This window comes from Hufsiella ginkgonis, from assembly GCF_009834915.1.
Lineage (GTDB): Bacteria > Bacteroidota > Bacteroidia > Sphingobacteriales > Sphingobacteriaceae > Hufsiella > Hufsiella ginkgonis.
Window position 1 is genome coordinate 517,950 of sequence record NZ_WVHS01000004.1, and the last position, 13,604, is coordinate 531,553.

13 protein-coding genes are annotated in these 13,604 nt (G+C 50.4%); 2 read left to right on the plus strand and 11 right to left on the minus strand.

The features are described 5' to 3' along the window. Window positions 1-16 precede the first annotated feature (16 nt). The 3 genes from GS398_RS18460 to GS398_RS18470 all read right to left on the minus strand — a co-directional run bounded on the left by GS398_RS18460 (window position 17) and on the right by GS398_RS18470 (window position 3,429). On the minus strand, window positions 17-2,086 hold the full coding sequence (locus GS398_RS18460; protein ID WP_160908281.1) for a hypothetical protein: 2,070 nt from the start codon (window positions 2,084-2,086) through the stop codon (window positions 17-19). 39 nt (window positions 2,087-2,125) lie between these two features. Beyond that, window positions 2,126-2,869 carry a 3-oxoacyl-[acyl-carrier-protein] reductase gene (fabG, locus tag GS398_RS18465; RefSeq protein ID WP_160908282.1) on the minus strand — a complete coding sequence of 248 codons (744 nt, stop codon included), beginning with the start codon at window positions 2,867-2,869 and terminating at the stop codon, window positions 2,126-2,128. A 107-nt stretch (window positions 2,870-2,976) separates the two neighbouring features. Then, window positions 2,977-3,429, minus strand: coding sequence for a nucleoside deaminase (locus GS398_RS18470; RefSeq protein ID WP_160908283.1), 453 nt, complete (start codon window positions 3,427-3,429; stop codon window positions 2,977-2,979). Window positions 3,430-3,501: 72 nt separating this feature from the next. Between GS398_RS18470 and GS398_RS18475 the strand changes: the two genes are divergently transcribed. Then, on the plus strand, window positions 3,502-4,155 hold the full coding sequence (locus GS398_RS18475; RefSeq protein WP_160908284.1) for a hypothetical protein: 654 nt from the start codon (window positions 3,502-3,504) through the stop codon (window positions 4,153-4,155). A gap of 111 nt (window positions 4,156-4,266) precedes the next feature. Here GS398_RS18475 and rpsJ read toward each other — a convergent pair whose 3' ends face one another. From rpsJ to GS398_RS18505, 6 genes are all read right to left on the minus strand, one after another. After that, window positions 4,267-4,572, minus strand: coding sequence for a 30S ribosomal protein S10 (gene rpsJ / locus GS398_RS18480; RefSeq protein WP_008244591.1), 306 nt, complete (start codon window positions 4,570-4,572; stop codon window positions 4,267-4,269). 134 nt (window positions 4,573-4,706) lie between these two features. Continuing rightward, window positions 4,707-6,809, minus strand: coding sequence for an elongation factor G (gene fusA, locus GS398_RS18485; RefSeq protein ID WP_160908285.1), 2,103 nt, complete (start codon window positions 6,807-6,809; stop codon window positions 4,707-4,709). Window positions 6,810-6,895: 86 nt separating this feature from the next. After that, window positions 6,896-7,363 (minus strand): 30S ribosomal protein S7, encoded by a 468-nt coding sequence (gene rpsG / locus GS398_RS18490; RefSeq protein ID WP_160908286.1) that lies wholly within the window; start codon window positions 7,361-7,363, stop codon window positions 6,896-6,898. 19 nt (window positions 7,364-7,382) lie between these two features. Continuing rightward, window positions 7,383-7,808, minus strand: coding sequence for a 30S ribosomal protein S12 (gene rpsL / locus GS398_RS18495; protein WP_160908287.1), 426 nt, complete (start codon window positions 7,806-7,808; stop codon window positions 7,383-7,385). A gap of 68 nt (window positions 7,809-7,876) precedes the next feature. Further along, complete coding sequence (locus GS398_RS18500) at window positions 7,877-9,040, minus strand: MFS transporter (protein ID WP_160908288.1); 1,164 nt, start codon at window positions 9,038-9,040, stop codon at window positions 7,877-7,879. Between the two features lie 70 nt (window positions 9,041-9,110). After that, window positions 9,111-11,156 carry a S9 family peptidase gene (locus GS398_RS18505; protein ID WP_160908289.1) on the minus strand — a complete coding sequence of 682 codons (2,046 nt, stop codon included), beginning with the start codon at window positions 11,154-11,156 and terminating at the stop codon, window positions 9,111-9,113. Between the two features lie 180 nt (window positions 11,157-11,336). Between GS398_RS18505 and GS398_RS18510 the strand changes: the two genes are divergently transcribed. Further along, a complete protein-coding gene (locus GS398_RS18510; RefSeq protein ID WP_160908290.1) occupies window positions 11,337-11,951 on the plus strand; it encodes an FISUMP domain-containing protein in 615 nt (204 codons plus the stop codon). Between the two features lie 2 nt (window positions 11,952-11,953). Here GS398_RS18510 and GS398_RS18515 read toward each other — a convergent pair whose 3' ends face one another. Then, window positions 11,954-12,409 (minus strand): SRPBCC domain-containing protein, encoded by a 456-nt coding sequence (locus GS398_RS18515; RefSeq protein WP_160908291.1) that lies wholly within the window; start codon window positions 12,407-12,409, stop codon window positions 11,954-11,956. A gap of 76 nt (window positions 12,410-12,485) precedes the next feature. Further along, complete coding sequence (locus GS398_RS18520; protein WP_160908292.1) at window positions 12,486-13,598, minus strand: WG repeat-containing protein; 1,113 nt, start codon at window positions 13,596-13,598, stop codon at window positions 12,486-12,488. Window positions 13,599-13,604: the final 6 nt, after the last annotated feature.

Here is a 13,604-nt window from a genome sequence, read left to right on the forward strand (position 1 = left end):
CTTTTAACGGTTCTTTTTAAACTTCCCCGCTCCGTTTTCTTGCAAACCACTCGATCGTTAACAGTCCGGCGATCAGGAAGAATAATACTTTCAGGTCGATCAGGTCCTCGTACCGCTTGTTTTCGTAAGAGATCGTTTTCACCTGCTCATTGGCGCGGATCATCGCCGGCAATTGATCGAGCTGGTTAGGGTATACCATCTTACCGGTACTCTGCGCCGCCATTTCGTACAGCAGCTGGTGATTCGCAGTGGTACGCTGGAATTCGGCCTGCTGCTGGGTGATAATAAACTGCCCGGTAGCTGCATGGTTCACTTTACCCAGCTTGGTACTGGCCGAGAAATCATATTCCCCGGCAGGCAGTACGCCAGCGTCCAGTTCATACGCATTGGATGTTTTCGAGAAAACGTAGTTATAGCTGTTTCCCTCCCCGTTCTTCAGCACGATATTTACGTCGGGTGTATTTACCAGCTCGTAGCTGTCGTTGTATAATTCACCGTTCAATATTACCCGTTCATTTTCGTCAAACGACCTGCGGGCAGGATAAACACGGAATTTGCGTTTATCTTCCTTGGTAGAAAGGTACTGTACGGTTTTGTTAATCAGCTCGTCAACCGCTTCATGGTTCTCATTTTCTTCAAAATCCTCGAGCCGCCATCTCCAGAGACCTTCCCCGGCCAGGATCCCGATCTTGCGCTGCGGCTCATCAGCAAATAGGAGCAGCGGGTTGTCGGTTACCACTTTTCCGATCTGTTGAGTGAGCAGCACCGATGCCGGGCCTTTAAGACCATAATTCCCGAACGGGGCGAGCAGCGGCGCGAAATTCTGCAAGCGGTTCTTAGTGCTTTCGGTCAGGGTAAACGAATAAAAATCCGTCTTTACCCGTGCCGTAACTTCCTGGACCGACCCGGAGGAAGCGATTCCTAACGCATTCTGGAGCCCGTTCAACGCCGGAACATTTGTTTGTGCCCCAATGATGTACCAGGCAGGTTTGGATGCGGCAGCCCTAAGGATCTCAGGCGAGCCGGAGACCGATGGTAGCTGGTGGAGGATCAACAATCCGGCTTCGGCCACGTCTTCTGCCTTAAGGTCGTTAACCAATACCGTTTTTACCTCGTAATTTTTATTTATTTCGACAGATTGCCTGATGGCGGCAATATCCGGATGCGGCGCATTGGCAACCAGCAGCACTTTCTCCTTACCATCGAGCACCTCCATAAAAATAGTCTGGACGTTATTCTGGGCCGAAAGCTCCTTTGCTACCGGCGTTACCCTTACGTTAAACCGTTGGATACCTTTCTTTTTTGCGAGCAGCGTAACCGGCACCGTTATCCTGAACTCATCGCTGTTGATGGTTATCGGTTTTGAAAAAAGCGTACCCGTTTGGTCGGAGACGGTTAGCGTAGAGCTAACTCCCTTACATTGATAGGCCTCTACGCTCACCTCCACCTGGAACTGGTTATCCAGGTATACAATGTTATTGTAGTTCACGTTGGCCACCAGGATATCGCGCCGTGGAATGGTATCGCCTAAGGCAACCGTGTACACCGGCGATTTAACATTTACAGACTCGTACTGCGGGTTACCGCCCTTATTGTAGATCCCATCGGTAGCCAGCACGACGGCGCCGATATTACGGTTAGAGAACTGGTCGGAAATGTTTTTAAAAACCGCCGAGATGTTCGTGAGCTTAGCCCCGTATTGGAAGGCCAGGCCAGGCTGCATGTCGCCGCCAAAGTTGAAAGTGCGAACCTCGTAATTCGACTCCAACTCCTTCACGAGCTTTTTAAAATCTGCCTCGTAAGCGGCCTTATTAAAACCCGCCGGCCTGGTGATCCCGATCGATGCGGAATTGTCCTGGGCGACGATGATCAGCGGTTTCTCCACCATCTTATTGGTGATCCTGATCAGCGGTGCAAACAGCAGGAATGCCAGCACAGCAACCGCCAGGCTCCTTAGCGCAAACAATACATTCCTATAGGATTTCTGCAGGTACGATGACGATTGGTACAGCAAAAAAGCATATCCCGCGCCAATGGCCAGGCAAGCCAGTAACCAAAGGAAAGAGTTCGTCGTAAATTGGAGCATTAGCGGTTCGTAGTGATCACTGTATAAATTATGCGTAAACTAGAGCATCCCGCCGTCCACTGCGATCACTTGCCCGGTTACGTAGGCACTCATGTCTGAAGCCAGGAATACGCACATGTTGGCAACGTCCTCAGGTTCGCCGGCACGTTTCAGCGGGATGCCCGCCGCCCAGCCTTCCACCACTTTAGGATCGAGCACATCCGTCATTTCCGTGCGGATAAAGCCCGGGGCCACTACGTTGGTGCGGATATTCCGGGAACCCAGCTCCCTGGCGATAGACTTCGAAAAACCGATGATGCCGGCTTTTGAGGCGGCATAATTTGCCTGGCCGGCGTTTCCCTGTACGCCTACTACCGAGCTCATATTAATAAATACCCCTTTGCGGTTCTTCATCATGATCCTGGAAGCGGCTTTGGTAAGATTAAAGATGGATTTCAGGTTGGCGGCCAGTACGTCGTCCCAATTCTGTTCGGTCATCCGCATCAGCAACCCGTCTTTGGTAATACCCGCATTGTTTACCACGATATCGAGCGTGCCGAAGTCGGCCACTACGTCGTTTACCAGTTTCTCGGCTTCCTCGAATTTCGACGCATCTGAACGGTATCCCTTCACGATCGTTCCGCCGGCCAGCAGTTCCTGCTCCAGCGCCTGTCCCTTTTCTATCGACGACAGGTAAGTAAAGGCTACTTTGGCACCGTGCTCAACAAATTTCTCGGCGATCTTGCGCCCTATTCCCTTTGAAGCTCCGGTGATCAAGGCGGTTTTTCCTTCTAATAATTTCATTCTTCTAATTGTTTTTTAAAGCAACGGGCTGTATCATGCCCCGCCATAACGTTAACCCGTAAGGAGGTGAAGTTAAAGCTTTTTGTTTAAATGTAATCGTGCGGCGTTCACACACCGATATCTTCATTCCATAACTGCGGCTTGTCGCCGATAAACGACTGCATCATTTCGTAACATTCGGGGCTATCGAGCAGCTCGACATGCACTCCGCGCGAACGAAGCAGCTCCTCCTCTCCCATGAACGTGCGATTTTCGCCGACGACCACGATTGGGATGCCGTAAAGCAGGATCGCGCCCGAGCACATAGCACAGGGCGACAAGGTAGTATAGATCGTACATTCACGATAAACCGCAGCGGTTTGCCGGCCTGCATTTTCCAATGCATCCATCTCTCCATGGAGGACGGGGCTCCCGTTTTGCACCCTTTTATTATGTCCGCTACCGATAATTTTGCCCTGGTGTACCAGCACCGAACCGATGGGGATCCCACCCTCGCCCAGTCCTTTTTTCGCTTCCGCGATAGCTGCATTCAAAAACTGCTGGTGATCAATCGGCTCCATAAATCGAAAAAGCAATAGTTTTTTGCTAAAATTGCTCTCTTTACGAATTTAGTGTTCTAATTATAAACTGCCATGAAAAATCCCATCTATCTTGTCCTGATAACATTCTTATTACTTACGGCAGGCTACGCCTATGCGCAGGCCCCTTCCCAAACGAAACCCGTTACACCTGCGCCGAAGGCAAATACCTACCAGCAGCCGCCCGTTGATTCTACCACCCTCGACGGGCGGTATCAATTAATGCTCCGCCGGTCAAAAACGCAACTTGGCTTTAAGCTGGTTAATCCGTCCCGGCTATCTACTTTGTGGAAAAACGCCTCAGACACCATAAACTACGGAAAAAGGAAGATCAGGGAGTTGCAGCAGACCGTTACGCAACAAGCCGCCACCATAAACCAGCAAAAGGAAAGTTTAACCAACAGTGAACAAACCCTTGCGGAATCGAAGACGGAGGTTGAACAGGTAAGCCTTTTGGGCATAATGGTGAGCAAGAGCACCTACAACCTCGTGATGTGGGGATTGGTCTTCCTACTAGCCGCCTCGCTGGCGATTGTAATATTCAGTTCCGGCCGCAACAGCCGGGAAGCGAAATACCGCATAAAGCTTTACGAGGAACTGGCGGCCGAATACCAGGCTCACAAGATAAAGGCCAATGATAAGGAGAAGAAACTGGCCAGGGAGCTACAGGATGAAAGGAATAAGCTGGATGACCTGTTGAAGAGATAAATTACAGGAGTTCGATCATTGCGGGCGTTATATCGGCCCGAAATCCACCTACTAAAAAATCCCCGCCATTTTACCGGCAGGGATTTGTATTTAAATTTTGACAAGCTTCAGTTAAACCTTGATTTCAACTTCAACCCCGCTTGGCAATTCAAGTTTCATCAGGGCATCTACAGTTTTCGAGTTCGAGCTGTAAATATCCAACAGGCGCTTGTAAGCACATAACTGGAACTGCTCACGCGCTTTCTTGTTCACGTGCGGTGAACGCAATACGGTGAAAATTTTCTTCTCAGTTGGCAACGGAATTGGTCCGCTTACCACCGCGCCCGTAGGCTTAACGGTTTTTACGATCTTTTCGGCAGATTTGTCTACCAGGTTATAATCGTAAGACTTTAACTTGATCCTGATTCTTTGGCTCATTTTGTTTGATTTGTGCTGGCATAAGAGCTATTAATTATGCCAGCGGGTTTATCTTTTATGCTGGATGCCTGACCGTTTGACGTTATACGCTCCTGAATGGCGCTTAGCCGGACCGTATACCGTTAAACCATTCATTATCCGTTCTTCTTACCTTTAACCTTGGCGATTACTTCATCCTGTACGTTACGCGGCGCTTCAGCGTAGTGATCGAACTCCATGGTTGAAGTGGCACGGCCCGAAGTGATGGTACGTAACTGGGTCACATAACCGAACATTTCAGACAGCGGCACCGTTGCTTTGATTACCTGTGATCCGGCACGTGAATCCATACCTAACAGCTGGCCGCGACGACGGTTCATATCACCGATCACGTCACCCATATTTTCTTCCGGGGTGAGGATCTCTACCTTCATGATAGGCTCCATCAGCACCGGTTTACATTTCGGTAACGCTTCGCGGAAAGCAGAACGTGCGCAGATCTCGAACGACAGCGCGTCCGAATCGACTGCGTGGAACGAACCGTCGATCAAGCGAACCTTCATATCCTGCAAAGGATATCCGGCCAGTACACCGTTCACCATGGCTGCTTCGAAACCTTTCTGCACAGACGGGATAAACTCGCGCGGGATAGAACCACCGGAGATCTCGTTTACGAACTGCAGGCCGGCTTTACCTTCATCATTTGGTGAAATGATCACCTGGATATCGGCAAATTTACCACGACCACCTGTTTGTTTCTTGTATGTTTCGCGGTGCTGGGTAGAACCGGTAATTGCTTCTTTGTATGCCACCTGCGGAGCACCCTGGTTTACTTCTACTTTAAACTCACGTTTCAGGCGATCCATCAGGATGTCGAGGTGAAGCTCGCCCATTCCGGAAATTACGGTCTGGCCGGTTTCTTCGTCAGTTTTTACGTGGAAGGTAGGATCCTCTTCGGCAAGTTTACCAAGCGCCATACCCAACTTATCAACGTCGGCCTGTGTTTTAGGCTCGATCGCCAAACCGATAACCGGGTCAGGGAAGTTCATCGATTCGAGGATGATCGGGTTCTTTTCTTCGCAAAGGGTATCACCTGTTTTGATGTCCTTGAAACCTACCACCGCAGCGATATCACCCGCCCCTACGTTCGGGATCGGGTTTTGTTTGTTGGCATGCATCTGGAAGATACGCGAGATACGCTCCTTGCTATCAGACCTCATGTTATACACATAAGAACCGGCTTCCAGGTTACCCGAATATACGCGGATAAAGCACAAACGGCCTACGAAAGGATCGGTTGCGATCTTAAACGCCAATGCGGCGAAAGGCTCGTTCACATCCGGTTTACGCAATACTTCTGCACCTGTGTCGGGGTTGGTACCTACGATACCTTCCACGTCCATCGGCGAAGGAAGCAATTCCATCACGTAATCGAGCATGGTTTGTACACCTTTGTTTTTGAAAGATGAGCCACATACCATCGGAACGATCTTGGCATCAAGTACCGCTTTACGCAGGGCGTCGAGCACTTCGCGTTCTGTGATCGTTTCAGGAGCATCGAAGAATTTCTCCATCAGCGACTCATCATACTCAGCAACTGATTCAAGCAATTTTTCTCTCCATTCGGTCGCTTCTTCCATCATATCCTCCGGGATCGGCACTTCGGTAAAGGTCATTCCTTTATCATGCTCGTTCCAAACGATACCCCGGAAGTTGATCAGGTCAATCACGCCTTTGAAGCTTTCTTCGGCGCCGATCGGCAACTGCAGGGGAACCGCGTTGCTGCCCAGCATATCTTTAACCTGCTTAACGACTTTTAAGAAATCAGCACCGGAGCGGTCCATTTTATTCACGAAACCGATACGGGCTACGTTATAGTTATTAGCAAGGCGCCAGTTGGTTTCAGACTGGGGCTCTACGCCGTCGACGGCCGAAAACAGGAACACCAGGCCATCAAGTACGCGCAGGGAACGGTTCACTTCTACGGTGAAATCCACGTGTCCCGGGGTATCGATAATGTTGATGTGGTAGTTCTGGTTGCGGTATTTCCAGTTTACTGTAGTAGCAGCCGAAGTGATGGTAATACCCCGCTCCTGCTCTTGTGCCATCCAGTCCATGGTTGCCGCACCTTCGTGTACCTCACCGATCTTGTGGTTGATACCTGCATAATAAAGGATACGCTCAGTGGTGGTGGTTTTACCCGCATCAATGTGAGCGGCGATACCGATGTTTCTTGTAAATCTTAAATCTCTTGCCATTATTGTTTGATTTCGCTGATCTTTAATGAATTACACCGATTATTGTGGATAACCGGCGTAATTTTAAATCTGTGCAATCTTTTTGTTTAGAACCTGAAATGTGAGAACGCTTTGTTCGCTTCGGCCATCTTATGCGTATCTTCTTTCTTCTTCACCGCGGCACCTTCGCCTTTGGCTGCAGAAAGAATTTCGCCTGCCAGTTTCTCTTTCATGGTTTTTTCGCCACGACGACGTGCATAGCTAATGAGCCATTTCATGCCTAAAGCGATTTTACGCTCCGGGCGTACTTCGGTAGGGACCTGGAAATTAGCTCCGCCTACACGGCGTGATTTAACTTCTACGGCAGGCATTACGTTGTTCAACGCTTTTTTCCATGCATCCAGTCCGCTTTCGTTCAGCTTCTTTTCCACCAGCTCAACCGCATCATAAAAGATGGTGTAAGCGGTGGACTTTTTGCCATCATACATCATATTGTTTACGAACCTGGTCACCATAATGTCGTTGAACTTTGGATCAGGAAGTAAAATTCTCTTTTTTGGTTTCGACTTTCTCATTGTGTTTTCCTCCGTTCAATTATTTCTTTTTCTTAGCTGGTGCGCCTTTTCCTGCCGGGGCTGCTGCCTGACCTGGTTTAGGGCGTTTGGTTCCATATTTTGAGCGGCGCTGGTTACGACCAGCAACACCTGAAGTATCCAGTGCTCCACGAATAATGTGGTAACGTACCCCTGGTAAATCCTTCACACGACCACCACGGATCAACACGATCGAGTGCTCCTGTAAGTTGTGACCTTCACCTGGGATGTATGCGTTCACCTCTTTGCCGTTGGTTAAACGAACGCGGGCAACTTTACGCATGGCTGAGTTTGGTTTCTTAGGGGTAGTGGTGTACACACGGGTGCACACGCCTCTTCGCTGTGGACAGCTGTCCAACGCTGGCGACTTACTCTTGTCAACCAGAGCTACTCTACCTTTCCTAACTAATTGCTGAATAGTAGGCATTTAAGTTTTCTGTTTTTAAAATTTGTTTACTATAAATTGAGGCGCAAAGGTAGGAAGAAGATTTGGGATTACAAAGCTCCGGTCGCTTTTTTACCGGTAACGCGAACCAGCATCCATGAAAATACCGCTCCTCCCAATGCCATCATGATCCCTATTACCTCCGGCGACGTATACCCGTAACCCGCGGCTATTGGCAGGCCTCCTAAAAACGCGCCCAACGCGTTCCCTATATTAAACGCCGCCTGTGTAAGCGAGGCGCCCAGCATTTCGGCTCCCCGCGTGGATTGTATCATTAACAATTGGACGGGGGACGCGATCGCGAGCGCACAGCTTCCGGCGATAAAAGTTAAGATCAGGGAAGCAACCGGCTGCCAGGAAAGGAAATAGATAGCTGCCAGCGTACCCGCCATAGCAAATAAGAGTACCATACAGGCCGTTAGCGGCTTCAGCTTATCTGCCAGCCTGCCGCCTATAAAATTTCCGACCACCATCCCCAGACCTGCAATTATCAATACATACGGCACGGCAGATGGTGAAAAATGTGACACTTCGGTCATCAATGGGGCGATATAGCTGATCCAGCAAAACAGGCCACCCGTCCCGACGGCCGTAATAAGCACGATAAGCCATGGCTCCGCGCGACGAAACACCCGCAGTTCGGAACGAAAATCACCGCTCCGCGAAGCAGGCAGGTTAGGGAGCATCCAATACACGGACGCGAGCGTAACCAACCCGATCAGCCCCACCGTCGCAAACGCATACCGCCAGGAATAGTGATGGCCGATATAGGTCTCGAGCGGAACCGTCATTAAATTTGCAACCGTTAACCCGGCGAACATGGTAGAAATAGCCTGCGCTTGTTTACCGTCATCCGCCAGACGGCTGGCAACCACTGCGCCGACGCCAAAAAACGCACCATGCGGCAGGCCGGAAAGAAACCGCGCAAAGAACAACACCGTATTATCCGGCGCCAACGCGGAGAGCGTATTAAATACGGTGAACACGCACATCAACAGGAACAGGATCTTTTTCGGCGCCATCCGGCTTGTGGCTACCACCAGCACCGGCGCCCCGATCACCACACCCAACGCATACGCGGAAATGGTATGGCCGGCTTGCGGGATAGTTACATTAAAATCGGCAGCTATATCGGGCAGGAGGCCCATCATCATAAATTCGGTAGTCCCGATGCCAAGCCCGCCGAGAGCGAGGGGAAGAAGTGATTTTTTCAATACAGTACGTTAACGTCAGATCCGTGAGGACGCGAAGTTACCCTTTTTTGGTTCTCCCTGGTATTCGTAGCTAGAGTGTTTCTTTCAGCCATCCAAAAAATTCCTTTTGCCAAACCAGTGCATTCTGCGGCGACAATACCCAGTGATTTTCGTCAGACAGGTACAGCAGCCTGCTTTTAATGCCTTTCAGCTGCGCGAGCTGAAAAGCTTCCAGCCCCTGTTCAACGGGCACCCGGTAATCGATACCGCCCTGTACGATCATGATCGGGGTGTTCCACTTATCACCAAAGGTGATGGGATTGAATTTCTCGAAACTTGGCGGGATCTTACTTCCCCAATACGATCCGCCCATATCTTTATTAGCGAACCAGAGCTCTTCCGTGGTGCCGTACCAACTCCTGAGGTCAAACAGGCCATCGTGTGCGATAAAGGTTTTAAACCGTTTTTCGTGAACGCCGGCAAGCATGAAGACTGAATAACCGCCATAACTGGCTCCTACTGCGCCTAACCGCGTTTTATCTACGTAAGGCTCCTTCGCGAGGTCGTCTATGGCCGACAAATAGTCCCGGATCGGCTGACCGCCCCAATCGCCGCTGATGTCTGCATTCCATTTCACGCCATGCCCGGGCATTCCCCGCCGGTTTGGCGCGATCACGATATAACCCTGCGCCGCGATCAGCTGCATGTTCCAGCGATAAGAATAAAACTGGGTGAGCGCTGATTGCGGCCCGCCCTGGCAATACAGCAGTGTGGGGTATTTCTTTGCAGGATCGAAATCGGGCGGGTAGATCACCCACGAAAGCAGGTCTTTATTATCGGTGGTTTGCGTATGCCGTTCGTCGATCCTGCTCAGCTGCAGGTTATCGTAAATAGGTTTATTGGTGAACGTAAGCTGCGCGAATGTTCCGGAGGTAAGGTCCAGGAGGTACAGTTCGGCGGCATGGTTCATGTCGGCCCTGCTTACCACCAGCGAATTTCCCGACTGCCCTACGATCCCGTTCACGTCATACTGGCCTTTAGTCACCTGGCGGATACTCCGGGCGGCCGACAGGGACGGATCGGTAACCGGGTCAAGCTCAAACAGTTGTTCGGCACCACCTGTGGCTGCGAGAAAAAACAGCTTACTACCCTGGTTTGCCCAGGTGAAAGAAGACACCGTCTCGTCCCAGTCTTTAGTGAGGTTATACCGTTTTCCCGATTTAAAATCGTACAGCATCAGCTCATTTTTTGCCGCTTCGTTGCCGTCTTCGGCCATGCTGAGCCAGGCTATTTTAGATCCGTCGGCGCTAAATGCCGGGTTGGTGTCGTAACCCTGCAGCCCTTCGGTAAAGTTGCCGGTGCGACCGGTTTCGATGTTGTAAAAATAGATATCGGTATTGGTGCTTACGGCGTACGCTTTACCGAACTTTTTCTTGGTTACGTACACAATACTTTTGCTATCAGGGTTCCAGGTAGCGTCTTCGCTTCCCCCGAAAGGCATCTGCGGGCAGTCGTAGGGCTCGTTGGGCATAATGTCGACAGCCTTTCCGAGCACCCCGGCTTTATACGGTGCATAAAAAATATGCTGGAACTTGCCATCCTCCCAGGTATCCCAATGCCGGTAGTTGAGGTCGTCGTATACTTTCGCGTTCGATTTTGCGAGCCCGGGGTAACGCGTGATGCCGCTTAGCTTCAGCAACGACACCTCTTTCGAGAAAAGAATAAACTTCCCATCGGGTGAGAACCTCACGTTCGACAGCCCTTCCGCGTCATGCGTGAGCTGTTTAGGTAATGAGCCGTCGGCATTGCATTCCCAAACCTGCGATTTATAAAGGTACGTGATCCTTTTTGTAACCGGATCTATGCGCAGCACGCTTTCACCGCCGGGAGACCGGGTGAGCTGCCGTGGCGCACCGCCCGTAAGGGGCACCGAATACAGGTTTCTTTCGCCCTTGTTGGCAGAAATATCGTAATTGGTAACGCCGTAAACCAATGATTTCCCGTCGGGGGTGATCGTCTCGCCTGTTACCCGGCCTAGTTTCCATAGCAGCTCCGGCGTTAATTTCTGTTGTGCAAAAACCGGGTTAATACAAACTGCCAGTAATAAACCGGCAGCGGCTCGCGATAGGTTGTTCATGAAAGATAATTTGTCGATAAAACTACGCTTTAATTTCCTTGTAGCCCGGCTTGAAGCTCCACCGGAAATGTATACAGGTCTTGCGCTTTTCCTCAAATATAGCTGGGTAAAGGTAAATAAAAACCGCAAGGTGTAACGCCGCCGCGCAAGCAGGCGTCTTGGGTGTAAAAAAATGACAACATGAAAACATATTCTTATCTTATACTCATCAGTTCTTTCGTTTTACTTCAATCCTGCGGCAAGGACCCTAAACCGACGCCAAAACCTGTGGAAGGCACGGTAACCATCGCCGGGAAAAATTATAAGACGATTAAACTTGGTAGCCTGACGTGGACCGTCGAGAATCACAGCGGGAACGGCGGCGTCGGTTATACCGGATCTGTAAACAAACAAGAATATGGTAAATATTTCACTTTCGCAGAAGCGACTTCCGTAACCCTGCCACAGGGCTGGCGGATCCCTACAAAAGAAGATTATGTGGCCATGGCCGAATCGCAGGGGGTGGTGGTGACCAATTACCAGGCGGTTAACCAGGAAGCGATCAGGAAGATTACCTCCATCAATAATTGGCTCAATGTTCCCGGCAACAACGCTTCAGGCTTTAACGCATACCCGGCGGGTTACATTTTTATGAATTCGGCGCCTGCCGACGGCGACATCAGCGAGTTCTGGACTTCTGACGGCACCACGTTCAGCATCCAGGAAACGGCGAATAAATCGTTAAGGATTATTTTCTACGGCGACAGCAATAAACCTGAGTACCGCTTTAACGTGCGTTTTGTAAAGAATAACTAGAATTATTCCTCCAACAGGGCCTTAATCTGCACCAGGACGGGGTTCCATCCTTCGCCGCCGTTATAGCCGTCCTCGTAACGTTTTTCACCATCGGCCACTTTTGAGTAGTCGCCCTGGGTAACGGTCAGGCTGGTTACGCCATTTTCTTCCGACAAGGTGTAGGTTACCGTCAGGTAATTTTCCGGGATATCCGGCACGTTCGGGTTATTGGGGTCGATGGTGGTATAAGCCAGGAACTTCCCCGGTTCGATACTTACAATGTGGCCTTTAACGGCAGTGAACGGCTTCCCCTCCCATTCCATCTCCCAGGTGAGGGGGCTGCCAGGCTGCCAGGCTGAAACCGTTTCGCAGCCAAACATGTACTTCCTGGTCTGCTCCGGGTTAACGAGGGCGTCCCAGACATTGGCGGCCGGCGCGTGGATGGTAATGGTGCTGGTAACTATCAACGGGGTGCTCATGATGATATTTTTAGACTGCAATAGTAAGGCTTTCGCGGAAGAATGCATCAATATAATACGATTTCTGACCGGCTGATCAAACCCCTTCCAAAGAAATAGTCAATACCTGGTAGCCATCGCCCATGCGTACAAAAAGTACGGATTCCTGCCGCATCTTGTCATTTCGGTCTGCGGAGCTGATCGTTACCTCGTATAACGGGTGCTCCATGGATTTATAACTCCCGCAGGCGTCTAAAAACCGCCGGTATGCTTTCCGGTCGTATAAGCGTGTCTGCATATACGGCTCTATAGTACGCTGTTCCTTCTTTGCCTGCCTGAAACGCTTTGCAAACAAAGACGATAATTTGTTAAGGATCGGGCTTCCCTGCTTTGCTCGTTTGGAACCGGTTTCATCTACCAGGTAATCTACTTCTTCAAACATCGTTCCTGCCGCTTTGCCGGCATCGGATAACGAAAGCCAGGTAGTGTAAAACCACCGGGTAAATTCCTTGTCGTAATTTACAAAGCTGTAGATCTTATTTCCGGCGCCCCGGTAATTGTTGTAAAGAGCGGTGTCGGCCGGGCGGTCGCTTACCTTCATCGAGTAGAAGTTAAGACGTTCCCATCCTCTTCCCATGTGACTGATGAGCACTTTGTTCTTATCGTCGATCAATATCGTGTCGCCGCCAACCCAGTTCCAGTGTTCGCAATTCTCGTCTTCGCCGGCCCAGCATTTTTTCCTCGCGTTGCGAAGCGCTACCGATACACCGTTATAAAACCGGGTAGCCACATTATACACGGGCGGCACGGCAACACGGCCATCCTGGTCGAAGAAACCTATCTTCGCGGTGGCCGGATCAACAAAAATGATTTTCCCTTCGCTTTCGCAATCAAATGAGGCAGCTTTAGATTGGTATACGCTGTCGCGACCGATGATCCGCCCGCTTTTCAGCAGGTAAAAAGCTTCATATCCGGCACGGGTGGGCCGGTGCACCGCCATGATGTACCTGAAAGTGTCCGCGTTGGTTAGGCCGGTAAACTGCGGGTTGAGCGTAATCTCTCCCGAAAGGTCCTTATAGCCATACAGGCCGGAATGCTTATCCTCGTACTTTACCCACGGTTCTCCCTGGTGCTTACCGGCGCCGCACCCGATGCAAAAAAGCGCGGCAATACCCAGGAACAGCCCGGGTAAGCGAAACCTGTTTTTCATATGAAT

Coding starts and splice junctions, on each gene's coding strand:
- fabG (WP_160908282.1), bottom strand. CDS start 2,869: ATGAAATTATTAGAAGGAAAAACCGCCTTGATCACCGGAGCTTCAAAG.
- GS398_RS18475 (WP_160908284.1), top strand. CDS start 3,502: ATGAAAAATCCCATCTATCTTGTCCTGATAACATTCTTATTACTTACG.
- rpsL (WP_160908287.1), bottom strand. CDS start 7,808: ATGCCTACTATTCAGCAATTAGTTAGGAAAGGTAGAGTAGCTCTGGTT.
- rpsG (WP_160908286.1), bottom strand. CDS start 7,363: ATGAGAAAGTCGAAACCAAAAAAGAGAATTTTACTTCCTGATCCAAAG.
- GS398_RS18470 (WP_160908283.1), bottom strand. CDS start 3,429: ATGGAGCCGATTGATCACCAGCAGTTTTTGAATGCAGCTATCGCGGAA.
- fusA (WP_160908285.1), bottom strand. CDS start 6,809: ATGGCAAGAGATTTAAGATTTACAAGAAACATCGGTATCGCCGCTCAC.
- GS398_RS18515 (WP_160908291.1), bottom strand. CDS start 12,409: ATGAGCACCCCGTTGATAGTTACCAGCACCATTACCATCCACGCGCCG.
- GS398_RS18460 (WP_160908281.1), bottom strand. CDS start 2,086: ATGCTCCAATTTACGACGAACTCTTTCCTTTGGTTACTGGCTTGCCTG.
- GS398_RS18505 (WP_160908289.1), bottom strand. CDS start 11,156: ATGAACAACCTATCGCGAGCCGCTGCCGGTTTATTACTGGCAGTTTGT.
- GS398_RS18520 (WP_160908292.1), bottom strand. CDS start 13,598: ATGAAAAACAGGTTTCGCTTACCCGGGCTGTTCCTGGGTATTGCCGCG.
- rpsJ (WP_008244591.1), bottom strand. CDS start 4,572: ATGAGCCAAAGAATCAGGATCAAGTTAAAGTCTTACGATTATAACCTG.
- GS398_RS18510 (WP_160908290.1), top strand. CDS start 11,337: ATGAAAACATATTCTTATCTTATACTCATCAGTTCTTTCGTTTTACTT.